Here is a 13,461-nt window from a genome sequence, read left to right as displayed (position 1 = left end):
GTTGCAACCTATGCTGTCGGCATGAGCGACCCCAAGGATGACCTGGTCCACTACCTGTACGCCGCCCGTGACGCGCTGATCTGGAAGCTCGACGGCCTGACGGAGTACGACGTGCGACGGCCGCTCGTGCCCACCGGCACCAACCTGCTCGGCCTGGTCAAGCACGTGGCGATCATCACCGCCGGATACTTCGGCAACACCTTCGACCGGCCGTTCCCAGAGGTCGCGCCCTGGCTGAGCGACGACATGGAGGACAACGCCGACATGTGGGTCACGCCCGAGGAGAGCCGGGCCGACATCCTCGGCCTGTGGGAGCGGGCCTGGGCGCACGCCGACAGCACCATCACCGAGCTGCCGCTGACCGCGATCGGGCACGTGCCCTGGTGGAACCCGGCGACCAACGCCGTCACCCTGCACAAGATCCTCTGCCACATGACCGCCGAGGCGCAGCGCCACGCGGGCCACGCCGACCTCGTCCGCGAGCTGATCGACGGCGCGGTGGGCCTACGGGCCGACGTGTCGAACCTGCCGACGACCGACGCCGGCTTCTGGGCCGGCTACCGGGATCGCGTCGAAGCCGCCGCCCGCACCTTCATGTAGGGGTGCAGATCACGGTTACGCATGCTTCCGACGCCGGTTGAGGCATGGATAACCGTGATCTGCAGGAGTCCGTCAGGTGGGGAAGCGCGCTCGGGTCAGCGCCAGGCGGGCATGACGTCGAACGGCCGGGCGGTCTTGGCCGGGTCGCGTTCGACGAGGTCGCCGTGGACGGGGTCCACGAGCGCCGCGTCGATCCGCGCGAGCGCGTCGTCGTCGAGCTTGACCTCGACGGCGGCCGCGTTCTCGGCGACCTGCTCGGGCCGGGACGCGCCGATGATCGCCGCGCTGACACCTGGCCGGCTCAGCACCCAGGCCACGGCGAGCTGGGCGAGGGTGACGCCGAACTCGTCGGCGATCGGCTTGAGTCGCTGCACCGCGGCCAGCACCGGGTCCGACATGTATCGGCCGACGAAGGCGGAGCCCTTCGCGGAGGCCGCGCGCGAGTCGGCGGGCGGCTGCGTACCGGGGAGGTATTTGCCCGTCAGCACACCTTGGGCGACGGGCGAGAAGACGATCTGGCCCAGCCCGGCGGTCTGGGCCGCCGGAACGACCTCGGCCTCGATCACCCGCCAGAGCATCGAGTACTGCGGCTGGTTGGAGATCAGCGGTACGCGCAACTCCCGGGCGAGCGCCGCGCCCGCCTCGATCTGCGCCGCCGTCCACTCCGAGACGCCGATGTAGAGCGCTTTGCCGTGGCGTACCAGGTCGGCGAAGGCCGTCATGGTCTCCTCGAGCGGCGTCCTCGGGTCGAACCGGTGAGCTTGATAGAGGTCCACGTAGTCGGTGCGCAACCGGCGCAGCGAGGCGTGGCAGCTCTCCAGGATGTGCTTGCGGGACAGGCCCTCGTCGTTGGCCCCCGGCCCGGTACGCAGGCAGACCTTCGTGAGGATCTCCAGCGACTCTCGGCGTACGCCGTGGAGGGTGTCGCCGAGCAGTTCCTCGGCGGCCCCGAACTCCGGGCGGCCGTAGACGTCGGCGGTGTCGAACGTGGTGATCCCCGCGTCGAGCGCCGTACGCAAGGTCGCCTTGGCCGAGTCGGCGGCCGACGAGTCGTGGGTGAGCCAGCTGCCGAACGTGATGGCGCTGATCTGCAGGCCGCTTCGGCCCAGGTGACGGTGCTCCATGAAGATCGACTCTACCCCCGCCCGAGGTGACCCGGCGGCGGCGAAAGCGGGACCGAAATGTCCGCCTCCGGATGGCGAATGTTCACCTGTCGTCAACCCACCTGCGATGACGATCGGGGGCGGTCTGCGTCACAGTTCGCCCATGACATCGGATCTTCGTGGCCCAAGCCTCGGGTCGAGTGGTCCCGGCCCTGGATCGACTGGTCCAGGTCCTGGCTTGGCCGGCTATCGGCTGGTCACCGCCAGTGCGTACCCCGGCATGATGGCGCCGCTGACCCGGCACCCGTCGTGCATCTGCGTCCTGTCCGGCGACGCCGGAGTCACCCCGGGAACGACGGGCCTGTCGCTGGAACGGCTGGACGGCGTACGCCGCCGGTGGCGGTTCGGCGACGTCGCCCGGCTGGCCGACTTCGTCCCGAAGGTGCTGGCCACCAGCGCTGACGACGACCGCCCGGTGCTGCTGATCCCACCCCGGGCCAGCCTCGCCTGGGAGTCGGCCGCGACGGCCTGGCCCGGCCGCGTACGCCTGGCGGCCAGCCCGATGCGGGTCGCCGAGCCGATCGCCGAGGACAAGATCCTGGTGCGGTCGAAGCTGCGTGAGCTGGGCCTGCCCGTGCCCGAGGAGCTGATCCTCGACGCGTCCGACGTGGACTTCGCGACGGTGGCCCGCAAGCTCGGGACGCCGTTCGTCATGCAGGCGCCGAGCGGCGCGGGTGGGCAGGGCACCTATCTCGTGTCGGCCGAGTCCGCCGTGACCAAGGCGCTCACCGGCCAGCCCCACGTCTCGCACTGGCTGTTCTCCCAGTACGCCGGCGACATGACGATCAACGCGGCCGGCGTCGTCCACGCCGACGGCGTACGCCTCCTGCCGGTGTCCACCCAGTCCAGCGGCATCCGGGAGCTGGGGTTCGGCTTCGGTGCGTACTGCGGGAGCACCTTCGGCTCTTTGGCGGAGAGCGCGGTGGAGGCCGCCGCGATCGAAGCCGCTGCCGTGGTGGGGGAGTGGCTTCGATCGCTCGGTCACCGGGGCGTCTTCGGGATCGACATCGCGGTCGGCGGGTCGCAGCTCGCGCTGCTGGAGATCAATCCCCGGGTGCAGGGCTCCTCGTGGCTGCTGAGCGAGCTTCAGGACGAGCCCTGCCTGGTGTCGCATGTGGAGGCTCTGCTGGGAGTGCCGCTCGGTGCCTCGCTTCGGCAGCCTGACCCGGTACGCCCCGGCAGCCACCTGCTGCTGCGGTGGGACGGCCCGGCCGGGGTGGTGCACGACCTGCCCGAGCCGCCGCCCGGCGTCAGCGGACTGCCTGAGCGCGGCGTGACCCTGCTGCCCGGCGCGATCATGGCCCGATTCGAGTCCGGCAAGCCGATGACCACATCGGACGGACGTGCGCTCACGGAGAACGCCCGGCGCAGGATCCTCTCGCTCAAGGAGGGCTTCGACATCACGCCCGCCCGCTTGCCGCGTTGATCATGGGGTTTCCGGTGTCGACACGCCGTCGAGGCCGCAGTTAACTCCATGATCAACGCCCCGAGGGAGGTCCGGGGTGAGGGCGCGTGACTAGTGTCGATTCATCTGCCGTTCACTATGCGTTCACCATGTTTGCCCTTGTCAGGGCCTGCTACCAAGGGAATCGTTCGAGCAGACATGGGGAGGGGTGGCAGGTGCGACTCAGGGCACTGCTCATCACAGCGGTCGTGGCCGCGTTGACGCTGACCGGGTGCACCGGCGACGAGAAGGAGTCCCAAGGCGACGGCTACTCGGCCGACCCGAAGGTGCTGAGCATCGTCGCGGGATCCGAGCAGCAGAAGGTGCTCGACACCGTGGTCGTGCCGTGGTGCAAGGGCAAGGGCTACGACTGCCGGTTCACCTTGAAGGGCTCGGTGGACCAGGCCCGGCTGCTCAAGGCCGGCGACAAAGACTACGACGCGTACTGGTTCGCCAGTTCGGTCTTCTCGCAGATCGGCGACGCGTCCAGCACGCTGCAGGACGTCAAGCCGATGTTCCTGACCCCCATCGTGTACGCGGGCTGGCGCGGCGAGATGCAGAAGCTGGGCTTCGTCGGCAAGCCCGACGTGAAGATCGGCGACATCCTGACCGCCGTCGAGTCCGGACAGACCAAGGTGTGGGCGACGAACCCGACGCAGTCCAACTCGGGCGCGACGGCGTTGTTCGCCTTCATGAACCACTTCGCGGGCAACGGCACGGGCCAGGCGCTCACTCAGGCGCAGCTCGACTCGCCCGGGGTCGCGCAGGGCATCACCCGGTTCATCCGGGCGATGGACGCCACCCCGCCGTCGACCGGCACGATGATGAACGAGTGTGTCGCGCACCCGGACACCTGCCGGACGATGTTCACCTACGAAGACCTGGTGATCGAGAAGAACCAGGAACTGGTGAAGGCGAACAAGGAGCCCCTGTACGCGGTGTATCCCCGGGGTGCCCTCGCGATCAGCGACGCCCCGCTCGGCTTCCTGCCGCACGACAACGACGCCGACGCGGGCAAGCGGCAGATCCTGACCGAGCTGCAGGCGTACCTGCTGAGCGACGAGCAGGCCAAGAAGCAGTTGCTCCAGCTGGGCCGCCGGCCGGCGAGCAGCATCGGGCTGACCCTGGACAACCCCGACCTGACGGTGTTCAACCCGGACTGGGGGATTCAGGCGAACCTGAAGGAGCAGGGCATCCAGTACCCCTCGGCGGCCGTCATCGTGGCGGCACTGGAGCGGTACCAGACGCAGTATCGCAAGCCGGTCGACGCGTACTACTGCCTCGACGGCAGTGGGTCCATGGAGGACAACAACGGCTGGACGGGCGTCCAGGACGCCGCGCACCAGGTGTTCGACGCCGACCAGGCCGCCCTGAACTTCCTGCAGACCGGGCCGCTGGACCGGACCACCGTGGCGATCTTCAACAGCAAGGTCACCGAGGGTCCATGGAGTGTGGACGGCAACGACGCGGGCAAGCTGCACGAGCTGACCACGCACATCACCGACTACTCGCCGGGCGGCGGCACCAACATGTACGCCTGCCTGCGCCGGGCGGCCGAGGAACTGGGCAAGATCACCGACTCGGGCCGCAAACGCCTGATCATCGTGATGTCCGACGGGAAGTCCGACAGCGGTGGCGACCGGCGACCGGCACTGGACGCGGTCAAGGCGCTGGGCGTACCAGTGATCTCCATCGCGTTCGGCAGTGACGCGGATCCGGACCAGCTCAAGGAGGTCTCGGCCGCCACCGGCGGGACGTTCGTGCAGCAGAACGACCTGGTGGCCGCGCTGCGGCAGGCGGCGGGCTACAAGTGAGAGGCAAGCTGGCGGCCGGGGCCGCGCTCGTGGCCGCGGTCGGCATCTTCGTCGGAGTCTTCGTCGTGACGCGGAGCCTGCTCTGGTCGCCGCTGCTGGCGGCGGCCGGGGCGGTCGGACTCTACCTGATGGTCGACTCGCGCCGGCCGAGTGAGGTCTCCGACGACGAGTACGCCGCCGACGCCGAGAAGAAGATGGAAGAGGCGCTGCGGACGATCCGGGAGATCCGGCGTGGCCTGAAGGACGTGGCCTCGCCGACCGCGAAGCATCTCCTGCAGCAGGCTTGCGAGCAGGTGCCCGAGTTGCTGGCCCGGGTGAAGGCGCGGTCGCCGAACAGTCTCTACTCCAGCGCCAGCCAGTTGGGCGCCCACCTGACCAGCCTGTCGGGGGTGCTCACGCAGTACCTCGACATCCAGCGGAACCCGTCCTTCTACACCGACCCGGCGGCCCTGATGTCCGGCGGTGAGGCGGCGTTCGACCGGTTCGCCCAGTTCACTCTGGACAGCCTCCGGCTGGTCAACTCCGGTGACATCGCCCAGTACCAGGCGAACCTGGAGACCGTCGCCCCGCCCAAGCTGCCGACACTGTGACCCTAAGGAGCTGTCGAAAGTGAGAATGCCGAGTCCCCGCTTCCTGATCGGGCTCGTGCTCGTCCTGGTCGTCTGCGTCGCCGCGGCCTGGGTCCTGACCCGGGGCGACGGCGGCGGCACCGGCGGCGGTACGCCGGAGGCGGTCACCGTCAACTGCGTGGGCGGTTCGGAGAAGACCGAGCTGATGGCCGACCCGGACGTCAAGCGCATCCTGAAGGACACGTACGGCGTCACGGTCGGATTCAACCCGCAGGGCTCCTACGACCAGGTGCAGTTGGGCACCGAGGACCTGAAGAGCCGCAAGATCGACTGCTTGTGGCCGTCCAGCGCCAGTGCACAGAACGTCTTCGAGACCAAGCACACCGGTGCGTTCGGCGAATACCGAGCCGAGACCGTGCTCCAGTCCCCGGAGGTCGTGTACGCCGGTCCGCAGGGAACCGAGGCGCTGGTCAAGGCCGGGCTGGTGGTGAAGCGGTCGGAGCGGTACTACATCGTCGACCTGAAGAAGCTGCTCCTGGAATACGTCCTGAAGCGCAAGACCTGGGACTCGCTGGGCGCGGCCGACCTGCACGGGCCGATCACCGTGTCCAGCACGGACCCGGCCCGGTCCAACAGCGGCTTCACGCTGACCCAGTTGGAGCTGAACATCATCGCCACGGCCGACGTCTTCCAGGCGCCCAGCCTGGCGCAGGCCAAGAGCGTGCTGCCGACCATCCGCGCGCTGTACGACGCACAGGGTCTGCAGGCGGCCAGCTCCGACGCCGGTTTCCGGCAGTGGCTGACCCAGGGCGCGGAGTTCCACGCCCCGCTCTACGCCGGCTACGAGAACCAGCTCATCCAGCAGGTCGTGCAGATGGGCGCGTCGAGCGCCGGCGTGCTGAAGAACGTGCGCATCCTCTACCCCGACCCGACCATCTACAGCGATCACCCGATCCTCGCGCTGGACGCCGCGGCCGGGCGATTCATCGACGCGATGAAGGACCGGCAGATCCAGGAGATCGCCTGGCAGAAGTACGGCTTCCGGTCCAGCGTCCAGGTCGGGATCAACGACCCGGCGGTCTTCAAGGATCTGCCGCTGGCCGACCAGATCCGTACCACCACCCCGCCCAACGCCGAGGTCACCCTGGCGTTGCTCGCCTGCGTCAAGGACGCGAAGGAGTGCTCCTGATGTCCCAGCCCACCGAGCTCGCGATCGACTTCGGCAGCATCGTCGGCGGCCCGGCCGAGCCCGCCGTCGGCGCCGCCGATCAGGCCATCACCGCGCTGGTCGCGACGGGTGAGCCGAAGCAGCTGGTCTGCGCCGAGATGCTCACCCCCGGCCAGCGGGAGCAGGCGGCCACCCTGGCCAAGCAGCTCTACCCGCAGATGCTCGCCGACACCGACAAGCTGGCGAACTTCGGCTCCGGCGCGATCGACGGCGTGAACACCCAGGTCTCGCGAATCTTCCGGGAGGTCGGCCCGGTCAAGATCCCCGAGCTGACCGCGATCATGCACGAGATCAACGACCGGATGCGCGAGTTCCGGCACAAGTACGACCCGACCGACCCCAAGCTCCGCGAGACCTTCGACAAGTTCATGGACGCGGTCAAGGGCATCTTCCGCAAGGGCCGCGACCTCGTCGAGATGCTCTTCGAGGAGGCCCGCTCGGTCGAGCAACAGCTCGACCGGATCGCCGGCACGCTGGTCGAGAAGCAGCACCAGCTCAAGCGCAACGTCGTGCTCTGCGACGAGCTCTACCGGGCCAACGAGGCCGCGATCGGCCAGCTCGTGGGGGCCATCGCCGTCATGGAACTGGTACGCGACCTCGCCGTGGCCGAGGCCCGGTCGATCGTGATCGACCCGAACGACGTCGACAAGCGCGACAAGGAAGAGCGCCTGTCGCGGGTCACCGAGTTCGTCCAGGCGATCGAGGTACGCATCAACGAATACCAGCAGCGCCTGTTCGTCGCGTGGTCGACGTCGCCGCAGGTCCGCAACATCCGGCTGCTCAACTACGGGCTGGGGCAGCGGCTGGCCCTGCTGGTCAACCTGACCATCCCCACGATGAAGCTGACGATCGCCCAATGGGGGCTGCTCCTGCAGGCCAACCAGGCCGCGCAGATGCAGCAGGCGGTCGCCGACGGGGCCAACGAGGTGCTTTCGGCGTACGCGTCGGCGTCGGGCAAGGCCGTCCCGGAGATCGCCCGGATCATCCAGACCCCGACCGTCCGGCCGGAGACGATCCTGGAGGTGGCCGCCTCCATCGACGCCCAGGCCAAGGGCATCGAGGAGGCCGTACGCTTCGGCCAGCAGGCCCGTGCCGAGGTGGTGACCGCGATCGTCACCGCGCAGGAGTCGATGTCGGCCAGCTCGCAGCAGCTGTCCCGCAGTGTCGTCGAGCTGGTGACCAAGGCCCGTAAGCCGCTGGAGCTGCCGGCCGCGCCGGAGATCCCCGCCTCGGTGATCGAGAGTTCGGCGACCGTCGTGCGCTGAGCGGCGGCCGAACTCGCCGAGCGGCGGCGTCCGCCGTCCGCTGAGCGGCGGCGAGGATCGCTGAGTGGCCGGGAACGACGCCCGTCAGGACGGCGGGCGTCACCCGGTCACGTGAGGTGATCAGTCCCTTCTCGACAGTAACCTGCGCCGGTGGATAGTTGGCTGACGATCGGTTTGGCGCTCGCCGGGTTCGCGGTACCCGTCCTGGGCTTCTGGTTCAAGCGACGGCTGGATACGCATCCCGAGGCCGAGCGGTGGATGATGCGCGTCGCGTTGACCGTCGGTGTCCTCCTGTTGGTCGGAGCACTGGTGACGGGAGTCGTGGCGTTCCGCGCGGATTCGAAGGTCACGGCCGATCCCTCGGGCAGCCGGTCCGCCGGTCTGACCGCGAGCCCGAGCGACAGTCCGAGCCCCAGCCCGAGTGTTTCCGAAGGCGGTGACGACGGTCCCGCGCCAATTCGCCGAGACGTCTACGCCTGGAAGGCGACAGATGCGATCGACCTCGATTCGTCCGCCGCGAACTGGGGTGCCAAGCGCGGCGATTGGCAAGACATCCGGGACGTCGGGTGGAGTTACGACGGCGAGATCGGCACGGGTGCCACCAGCGGAGAGGTCTCGGCCGGTGTCCCGATCACCCGGTCCGCCTGTGAGGAAGCGTGGACCAACCGCGAGAAGGCGTTGCCCAAGATGCGCAAGGGTGCGCACTTCCAGTTCTGCCTGTTCCTCGCCCAGGGCAAGGTCGCGATGATCTCCGTCCAGGACGTACGCCCACCGGCCGGAACGTCGCCGGCGGTGGCCACGGTAGAGATCGCCGTCTGGGCGAACTGACGTCTACCCAGGTGGCGTCCGCCAGCCCGGCTCGACCTCGGGCGGAAATGCTACCGCAGGCGGCGGCGTCGCAGGCCGATGGTGAGCGCGGCGCCCACCGCGAGCAGCGCCGCTCCGACCAGGGTCGGCGTACTCGCGCGCAGGCCGGTGTCCGGCAGGCTCGGTCCGGTCGGCGACGGCTTCGCCGAGGGGCTGGCCGACGGTGCCGGGGTTGGGTCGAAGTCGGTGAACTGGCTGGTCGCGCCGTCGGTGATGGTGACCGCGTCGGCGTACCCGTCGGCCGGTCCGGCGACGCCCGAGCCCAGGCCCAGCTGGGCCTGGCCCCACGCCCCGGCCGGATATCGGGCGACGAATTCGGCCAAGGTGCACCGGGTGGCCTGTACGCAGAACCCGTCGGTGGTGTTGGACTGCCAGACGATCGAGTCGGGCCCGAGGGGCCACTGTTGCCACTGGCCGGGTGTGACGGTCCCGTTGTGCCGAGGTTCGAAGCTCAACGTGGTGAAGTTCGCCGGGGAAGGCGTCACGACCTGGAACCCGGCGAAGCGGAGGGTCGGTGTGAAGCCCGCCGGATCACCGTCGGCGACATAGGTCGAATAGGACGCGGAGAGTGCCGACCAGGGCCGGGTGGTCAGCTCGCCTAACTCCGTCCCGGCCAGCGCCCGGTCCGTGGTCGCGTCGACGTGCAGCTTGAGGCTGCCGGTTCCGGCGGGCGGCGTACCGGGGCCGGGGACGATCGTGACCGATCCGCCGGCCGTCGTGTCCGGCAGCACGCTCCAGTTTCCGCCCGGCAGGCTGTGGACGGTGTCGGCGGTCGCCGCCGTCGCGATGGTCAGGGCCAGCGCCAACCCGGCGAGCCCGCTGGCAGCGATGGGGCGAATCCGGCAGATAGTGTACACAAGGCGTGAACCTACGCTAATTAGTCCAGCAAACGCTGATGCAACGCTGAGGTACTTTGGCGATCATGCAACAACAGTCACGGCGGGACGCCGGCATCACCGCGCTGGTCCTCGGCTTCTTCGGATCGGCCTGGTTCAGCTGGGGCGGCGCCAACCCGCCCGGGTGGCTGACTCCGCTGCTCATCATCGCCAGCTACGTCTCGCTGGCCGTCGCCGTCGTCGGCGCGATCGTCGGCTTCCGCGCGCCCAAGTCGACCGCGGCCATCCGCGACCGGGAGTCCGGCAAGCGTTACGGCATCATCGTCGGCATCGAGTTCGGCCTGGCGGGCGTGGGTGCCGCGATCCTCGGCGTCACCGGGCAGGCCGCGTACATCCCGGTGTGGATCTGCGCCGTGGTCGGCGTGCACTTCATCCCGCTCGCGCCGGTGCTCAAGGACCGGCTCCTGGTCCCGCTCGGCGTGGTCGTCACGGCCGTCGCGGTGGTCGCGCTGATCGTCGGCCTGACGACCGACGTCGAACCCAGCGCCATCACCGGGGTGGGCGCGGGTCTCGCGCTGCTGACGGTCGCGACGGTCGAGCTGGTTTCCACACTGGTACGCGGAAAGGACTCGACCGCCGCGGTCACCGATCAGCCGGTGACTGATCAGCCGGTATAGCCCGCGAAGATCTTGCTGAACTCGTAGGGCGCCTGCGCGACGTTCGTGCATCGGTAGAGCGCGCCGGTGCAGTCGTTGCGGTCGCGGGTGGTCTCCCAGAAGGAGAGCATCCCCAGATGCTTCGACTGGGCGAAGGTCACCATCTGGCGCGAGTCGGCCTGGTCGTAGACGTGCCCGTCGTCGTTCTGCCCGAGCATGGGGGTGACCCCGACCATCTTCCAGACCTGGGCGTCGGTCTTGGCCGGATAGAGCGTCTTGAGCTGGGCGAAGGTCGAGTTCGCGGCCTGGACCGCGAGGTCGCCGTAGTCGCCGGCGCGGTAGTAGTCCATCGCCATCACGTTGACCAGGTCGAGGTCGACCCCGGCGTCGCGAGCGGAGCGGACGACGTTCAGGCCGTCGGCGGTCAGGCCCTCGGGCAGCACCGGGAGCGTCAGCGAGATCTTGAGGCCGGGATTGGCCTGCTGGAGCGCCGCCAGCGCCTGCGAGCGCCGGGCGACCGAGGTCGGTTCGGCGGTCGCCGAGCCCTCGATGTCGAGGTCGATGTACTTCAGGTTGTACGCGGTCACGACGGCCTGGTACTCGGCCTGCAGCGCGGCGACCGTGGAACAGGCTTGGGCCAGTTCGATGCCGGTCGCGCCGCCGAAGGAGACCTTGACGTCGCCGCCGGCTGCCCGGATCGCCTGGATCTGGTCGAGGTTCCAGGCCAGCCGCGGGTCGTACGCGTTGAACCACATCGCCTTGCACGCCGACGCTGTGATGAACGCGAGCGTGAAGCTCTTCAGTGTGCTGCCGCCGGCCAGGTCGGTGAGCAGCGGAGTCGGCCAGGCGCCCAGGTCGACGTAGGGCGCGGTCGGCAGGCCGGGCGCGGTCGGGCAGCCGGAGGTGCTGGCCGACACGGGTGCGCTGGCCGTGGACTCCCCGTCGGCGTTGTACGCCGCGACGCCATAGCTGTGGCTGGAGCAGGTGGCCAGGCCGCTGATGGTCGCCGTCGTGCCGGTGACGGTGCCGCGCAGGGTGGTCCCTTCGTAGACGCGGTAGCCCGTCGCGCCGGTCGAGGCGGCCCAGCCGAGCGAGATCGAGCTGCTCGTGGTGCCGGTGACGGCCAAGCCGGTCGGCGTCGCCGGGCCGGTGGGCGTACCGCCGCCGCCTCCGGGGCCGTCGAGCGAGACGTCGTCGGCGTAGTAGGTGCCGGTCCCGTACCAGCCGTGCAGGAAGACCTGGACGCTGGTCTGCGACGCGCCGGTGGTGAAGTTCACGGTGAGCTGGGTGTACGCCGCCGCCGACGGCGTCCAGGTCGAGGCGCCGCCCACCACGCCGAGGTAGACGTAGCTGCCCCGGACCCAGCCGGTGAGCGCGTACGCGGTGTTGGGCTGCACGGTGACGGTCTGGGTGCACTGGGCGTTGTCGGCGGCCGACGCGGCTCCGGCCAACGCCTTGCTGCCACTGTGGACGGGTGTGCTGACGACCGAGCCGAGTCCGCCCGAACACGACCAGGGGGACAGGGCGCCGGTCTCGAATCCGGGATTGCTGAGCAGGTTGGCCGCGTACGCCGGTTGTGCTTCGACGGCGAGGGAACCGGCCAGCACCAGGGCGAGCGCGATGAATCGAAGCTTTCTCATGCGTGCATTATTAATAAACTTTCCTTACTGTGTCTATAGGTGTCGTTCCGGCGGTCGGCGGCCACCGGTCACCTAGGCTCGACCCGAGGGGGTGGCCGATGATTAGCCGGATCGGGCTGGTCGTACACGGTGGACGGGAGCAGGCCGCGATCACCGCCGCTCAGGTCCGCGCCTGGGCGGGGGAGCACGGCATACCGTGTGTCGAGGTCGACGTGTGGAACGCGGCCCCCGGGGACGGGCGGCTGCACAGCGCCGAGGAGGCGGCCCGCGCCGGGCACCCCGACCTCATCGTCACCATCGGCGGCGACGGCACCTTCCTCCGCGGCGTACGCGTCGCGATGCACGCCGACGCCTTGGTGCTCGGCGTCAGCGTCGGCCGGGTCGGCTTCCTCACCGAGGTACGCCCCCAGGACGTCGTCGCGGCGCTCGACGCGGTGTATGCGGGGCACGTCGAGGTGGAGGAGCGGCTGACGTTGACGATGCGCGCCTCGCGCCCGTTGGCGATCCCGCCCGACATCAAGTCCTACCTGAAGTTCGGCAGGGGGCCGATGCTCCCGCCGCCCGAGCCGCGCCTCGGTACGCCGGAAGAGGTCGGCTGGGGCGTCGCGCTCGACATCACCGCCCTCAACGACGTCGTCTTCGAGAAGCTGGCGCGCGACCGGCTGGCCAGCGTCGCCGTCTACGTCAGCGGCCGCCATTTCGCGTCGTACTCGGCCGACGCCCTGGTGGTCGCGTCGCCGACGGGGTCGACGGCGTACAGCTTCGCGGCGGGCGGGCCGGTGGTGTCACCCGGCATCGACGCCCTGGTCTTCACCCCGGTCGCCCCGCACATGGCGTTCAACCGCAGCATCCTGCTGGACGCCCGGCGGGAGCGCGTCGGCGTACTGGTGCTCGAACGGTCCGGCCGGGTTGCGGTCACAGTGGACGGTCAGCTGCGTGGCGTGCTCGAACCCGGCGACTGGGTCTCCGTGTACGCCGCACCCCGGTCCGCCCGGCTGGCCCGGGTCGGCGAGTTCTCCTTCTTGGGCCGCGTACGCGACCGTTTCGGGCTCGCCGACGCGGCGGCGGCGTTGGCCGACGGTGAGGCGCCGGCCGTCTACCGGCCCACCGAGCCCATCCCGCCGGACCTGCAGCATCCCGGTCCCTGGGCGGACGTTCCCTAACTCCGGTTCCGGGGGTGGTTGCGGGCGGTGCGCTCGTTGCCGCGCCGATAGTTGCCCGTCCAGCGGGCCATGATCTCCTGCGGGTCCTCGTCCACTTCGGCCAGGAACTCCGCGGCCCGGCCGCCGCGCAAGGTGGTGGCGGCCCGGCCGTGGTGGGTGATCACCACGGTGCCGTCCGCGCGTACCACGTAGTCGAATCCGCTCGGTGCGGGCATG

Annotated in this window: 13 protein-coding genes; 9 read left to right on the top strand and 4 right to left on the bottom strand. The window is 69.6% G+C overall.

The window, feature by feature from the left end:
• Nucleotides 1–21 precede the first annotated feature (21 nt).
• On the top strand, nt 22–600 hold the full coding sequence (locus tag HDA40_RS06420; RefSeq protein ID WP_253752959.1) for a DinB family protein: 579 nt from the start codon (nt 22–24) through the stop codon (nt 598–600).
• A gap of 95 nt (nt 601–695) precedes the next feature.
• On the opposite strand, the gene HDA40_RS06415 is transcribed toward HDA40_RS06420, so the two are convergent.
• The gene (locus HDA40_RS06415; RefSeq protein WP_253752958.1) at nt 696–1,724 is read right to left on the bottom strand and encodes an aldo/keto reductase family protein; all 1,029 of its coding nucleotides are present in this window, start codon (nt 1,722–1,724) and stop codon (nt 696–698) included.
• A 217-nt stretch (nt 1,725–1,941) separates the two neighbouring features.
• Between HDA40_RS06415 and HDA40_RS06410 the strand changes: the two genes are divergently transcribed.
• From HDA40_RS06410 to HDA40_RS06385, 6 genes are all read left to right on the top strand, one after another.
• Nucleotides 1,942–3,189, top strand: a complete 1,248-nt coding sequence (locus tag HDA40_RS06410; protein ID WP_253752957.1) for an ATP-grasp domain-containing protein — start codon at nt 1,942–1,944, stop codon at nt 3,187–3,189.
• A 194-nt stretch (nt 3,190–3,383) separates the two neighbouring features.
• Complete coding sequence (locus HDA40_RS06405) at nt 3,384–5,021, top strand: vWA domain-containing protein (RefSeq protein ID WP_253752956.1); 1,638 nt, start codon at nt 3,384–3,386, stop codon at nt 5,019–5,021.
• On the top strand, nt 5,018–5,611 hold the full coding sequence (locus HDA40_RS06400; protein ID WP_253752955.1) for a 5-bromo-4-chloroindolyl phosphate hydrolysis family protein: 594 nt from the start codon (nt 5,018–5,020) through the stop codon (nt 5,609–5,611). The genes HDA40_RS06405 and HDA40_RS06400 overlap by 4 nt, the downstream gene beginning before the upstream one ends.
• 25 nt (nt 5,612–5,636) lie before the next feature.
• The gene (locus tag HDA40_RS06395) at nt 5,637–6,779 is read left to right on the top strand and encodes a hypothetical protein (RefSeq protein ID WP_253752954.1); all 1,143 of its coding nucleotides are present in this window, start codon (nt 5,637–5,639) and stop codon (nt 6,777–6,779) included.
• Nucleotides 6,779–8,083, top strand: coding sequence for a toxic anion resistance protein (locus tag HDA40_RS06390; protein ID WP_253752952.1), 1,305 nt, complete (start codon nt 6,779–6,781; stop codon nt 8,081–8,083). The genes HDA40_RS06395 and HDA40_RS06390 overlap by 1 nt, the downstream gene beginning before the upstream one ends.
• Nucleotides 8,084–8,233: 150 nt before the next feature.
• Entirely contained in the window at nt 8,234–8,911 is a 678-nt protein-coding gene (locus HDA40_RS06385) for a hypothetical protein (protein ID WP_253752950.1), read from the top strand.
• Between the two features lie 50 nt (nt 8,912–8,961).
• On the opposite strand, the gene HDA40_RS42015 is transcribed toward HDA40_RS06385, so the two are convergent.
• The gene (locus tag HDA40_RS42015) at nt 8,962–9,807 is read right to left on the bottom strand and encodes an LPXTG cell wall anchor domain-containing protein (RefSeq protein ID WP_253752948.1); all 846 of its coding nucleotides are present in this window, start codon (nt 9,805–9,807) and stop codon (nt 8,962–8,964) included.
• A 65-nt stretch (nt 9,808–9,872) separates the two neighbouring features.
• On the opposite strand from HDA40_RS42015, the gene HDA40_RS06375 reads away from it, so the two are divergent.
• Complete coding sequence (locus HDA40_RS06375; RefSeq protein ID WP_253752946.1) at nt 9,873–10,463, top strand: hypothetical protein; 591 nt, start codon at nt 9,873–9,875, stop codon at nt 10,461–10,463.
• On the opposite strand, the gene HDA40_RS06370 is transcribed toward HDA40_RS06375, so the two are convergent.
• On the bottom strand, nt 10,451–12,082 hold the full coding sequence (locus HDA40_RS06370) for a carbohydrate binding domain-containing protein (RefSeq protein ID WP_253752919.1): 1,632 nt from the start codon (nt 12,080–12,082) through the stop codon (nt 10,451–10,453). The two genes, HDA40_RS06375 and HDA40_RS06370, sit on opposite strands and share 13 nt — an antisense overlap.
• A 98-nt stretch (nt 12,083–12,180) precedes the next feature.
• Here HDA40_RS06370 and HDA40_RS06365 point away from each other — a divergent pair, with 98 nt between their 5' ends.
• Nucleotides 12,181–13,245, top strand: a complete 1,065-nt coding sequence (locus tag HDA40_RS06365; protein WP_253752917.1) for an NAD(+)/NADH kinase — start codon at nt 12,181–12,183, stop codon at nt 13,243–13,245.
• Here the strand turns inward: HDA40_RS06365 and HDA40_RS06360 are convergent.
• A complete protein-coding gene (locus HDA40_RS06360; RefSeq protein WP_253752915.1) occupies nt 13,242–13,460 on the bottom strand; it encodes a hypothetical protein in 219 nt (72 codons plus the stop codon). The genes HDA40_RS06365 and HDA40_RS06360 overlap by 4 nt on opposite strands.
• Nucleotide 13,461: the final 1 nt, after the last annotated feature.

Source organism: Hamadaea flava, assembly GCF_024172085.1.
GTDB classification, from domain to species: Bacteria; Actinomycetota; Actinomycetes; order Mycobacteriales; family Micromonosporaceae; genus Hamadaea; species Hamadaea flava.
The sequence above is the reverse complement of the archived record's forward strand: the minus strand, read 5'-3'. Positions and strand labels throughout refer to the sequence as shown.

Excerpts from the sequence above, each read along its gene's own strand:
- HDA40_RS06365 (WP_253752917.1), top strand. The coding sequence starts at position 12,181 with ATGATTAGCCGGATCGGGCTGGTCGTACACGGTGGACGGGAGCAGGCC.
- HDA40_RS06360 (WP_253752915.1), bottom strand. The coding sequence starts at position 13,460 with ATGCCCGCACCGAGCGGATTCGACTACGTGGTACGCGCGGACGGCACC.
- HDA40_RS06390 (WP_253752952.1), top strand. The coding sequence starts at position 6,779 with ATGTCCCAGCCCACCGAGCTCGCGATCGACTTCGGCAGCATCGTCGGC.
- HDA40_RS06420 (WP_253752959.1), top strand. The coding sequence starts at position 22 with ATGAGCGACCCCAAGGATGACCTGGTCCACTACCTGTACGCCGCCCGT.
- HDA40_RS06375 (WP_253752946.1), top strand. The coding sequence starts at position 9,873 with ATGCAACAACAGTCACGGCGGGACGCCGGCATCACCGCGCTGGTCCTC.
- HDA40_RS06370 (WP_253752919.1), bottom strand. The coding sequence starts at position 12,082 with ATGAGAAAGCTTCGATTCATCGCGCTCGCCCTGGTGCTGGCCGGTTCC.
- HDA40_RS06415 (WP_253752958.1), bottom strand. The coding sequence starts at position 1,724 with ATGGAGCACCGTCACCTGGGCCGAAGCGGCCTGCAGATCAGCGCCATC.
- HDA40_RS06395 (WP_253752954.1), top strand. The coding sequence starts at position 5,637 with ATGCCGAGTCCCCGCTTCCTGATCGGGCTCGTGCTCGTCCTGGTCGTC.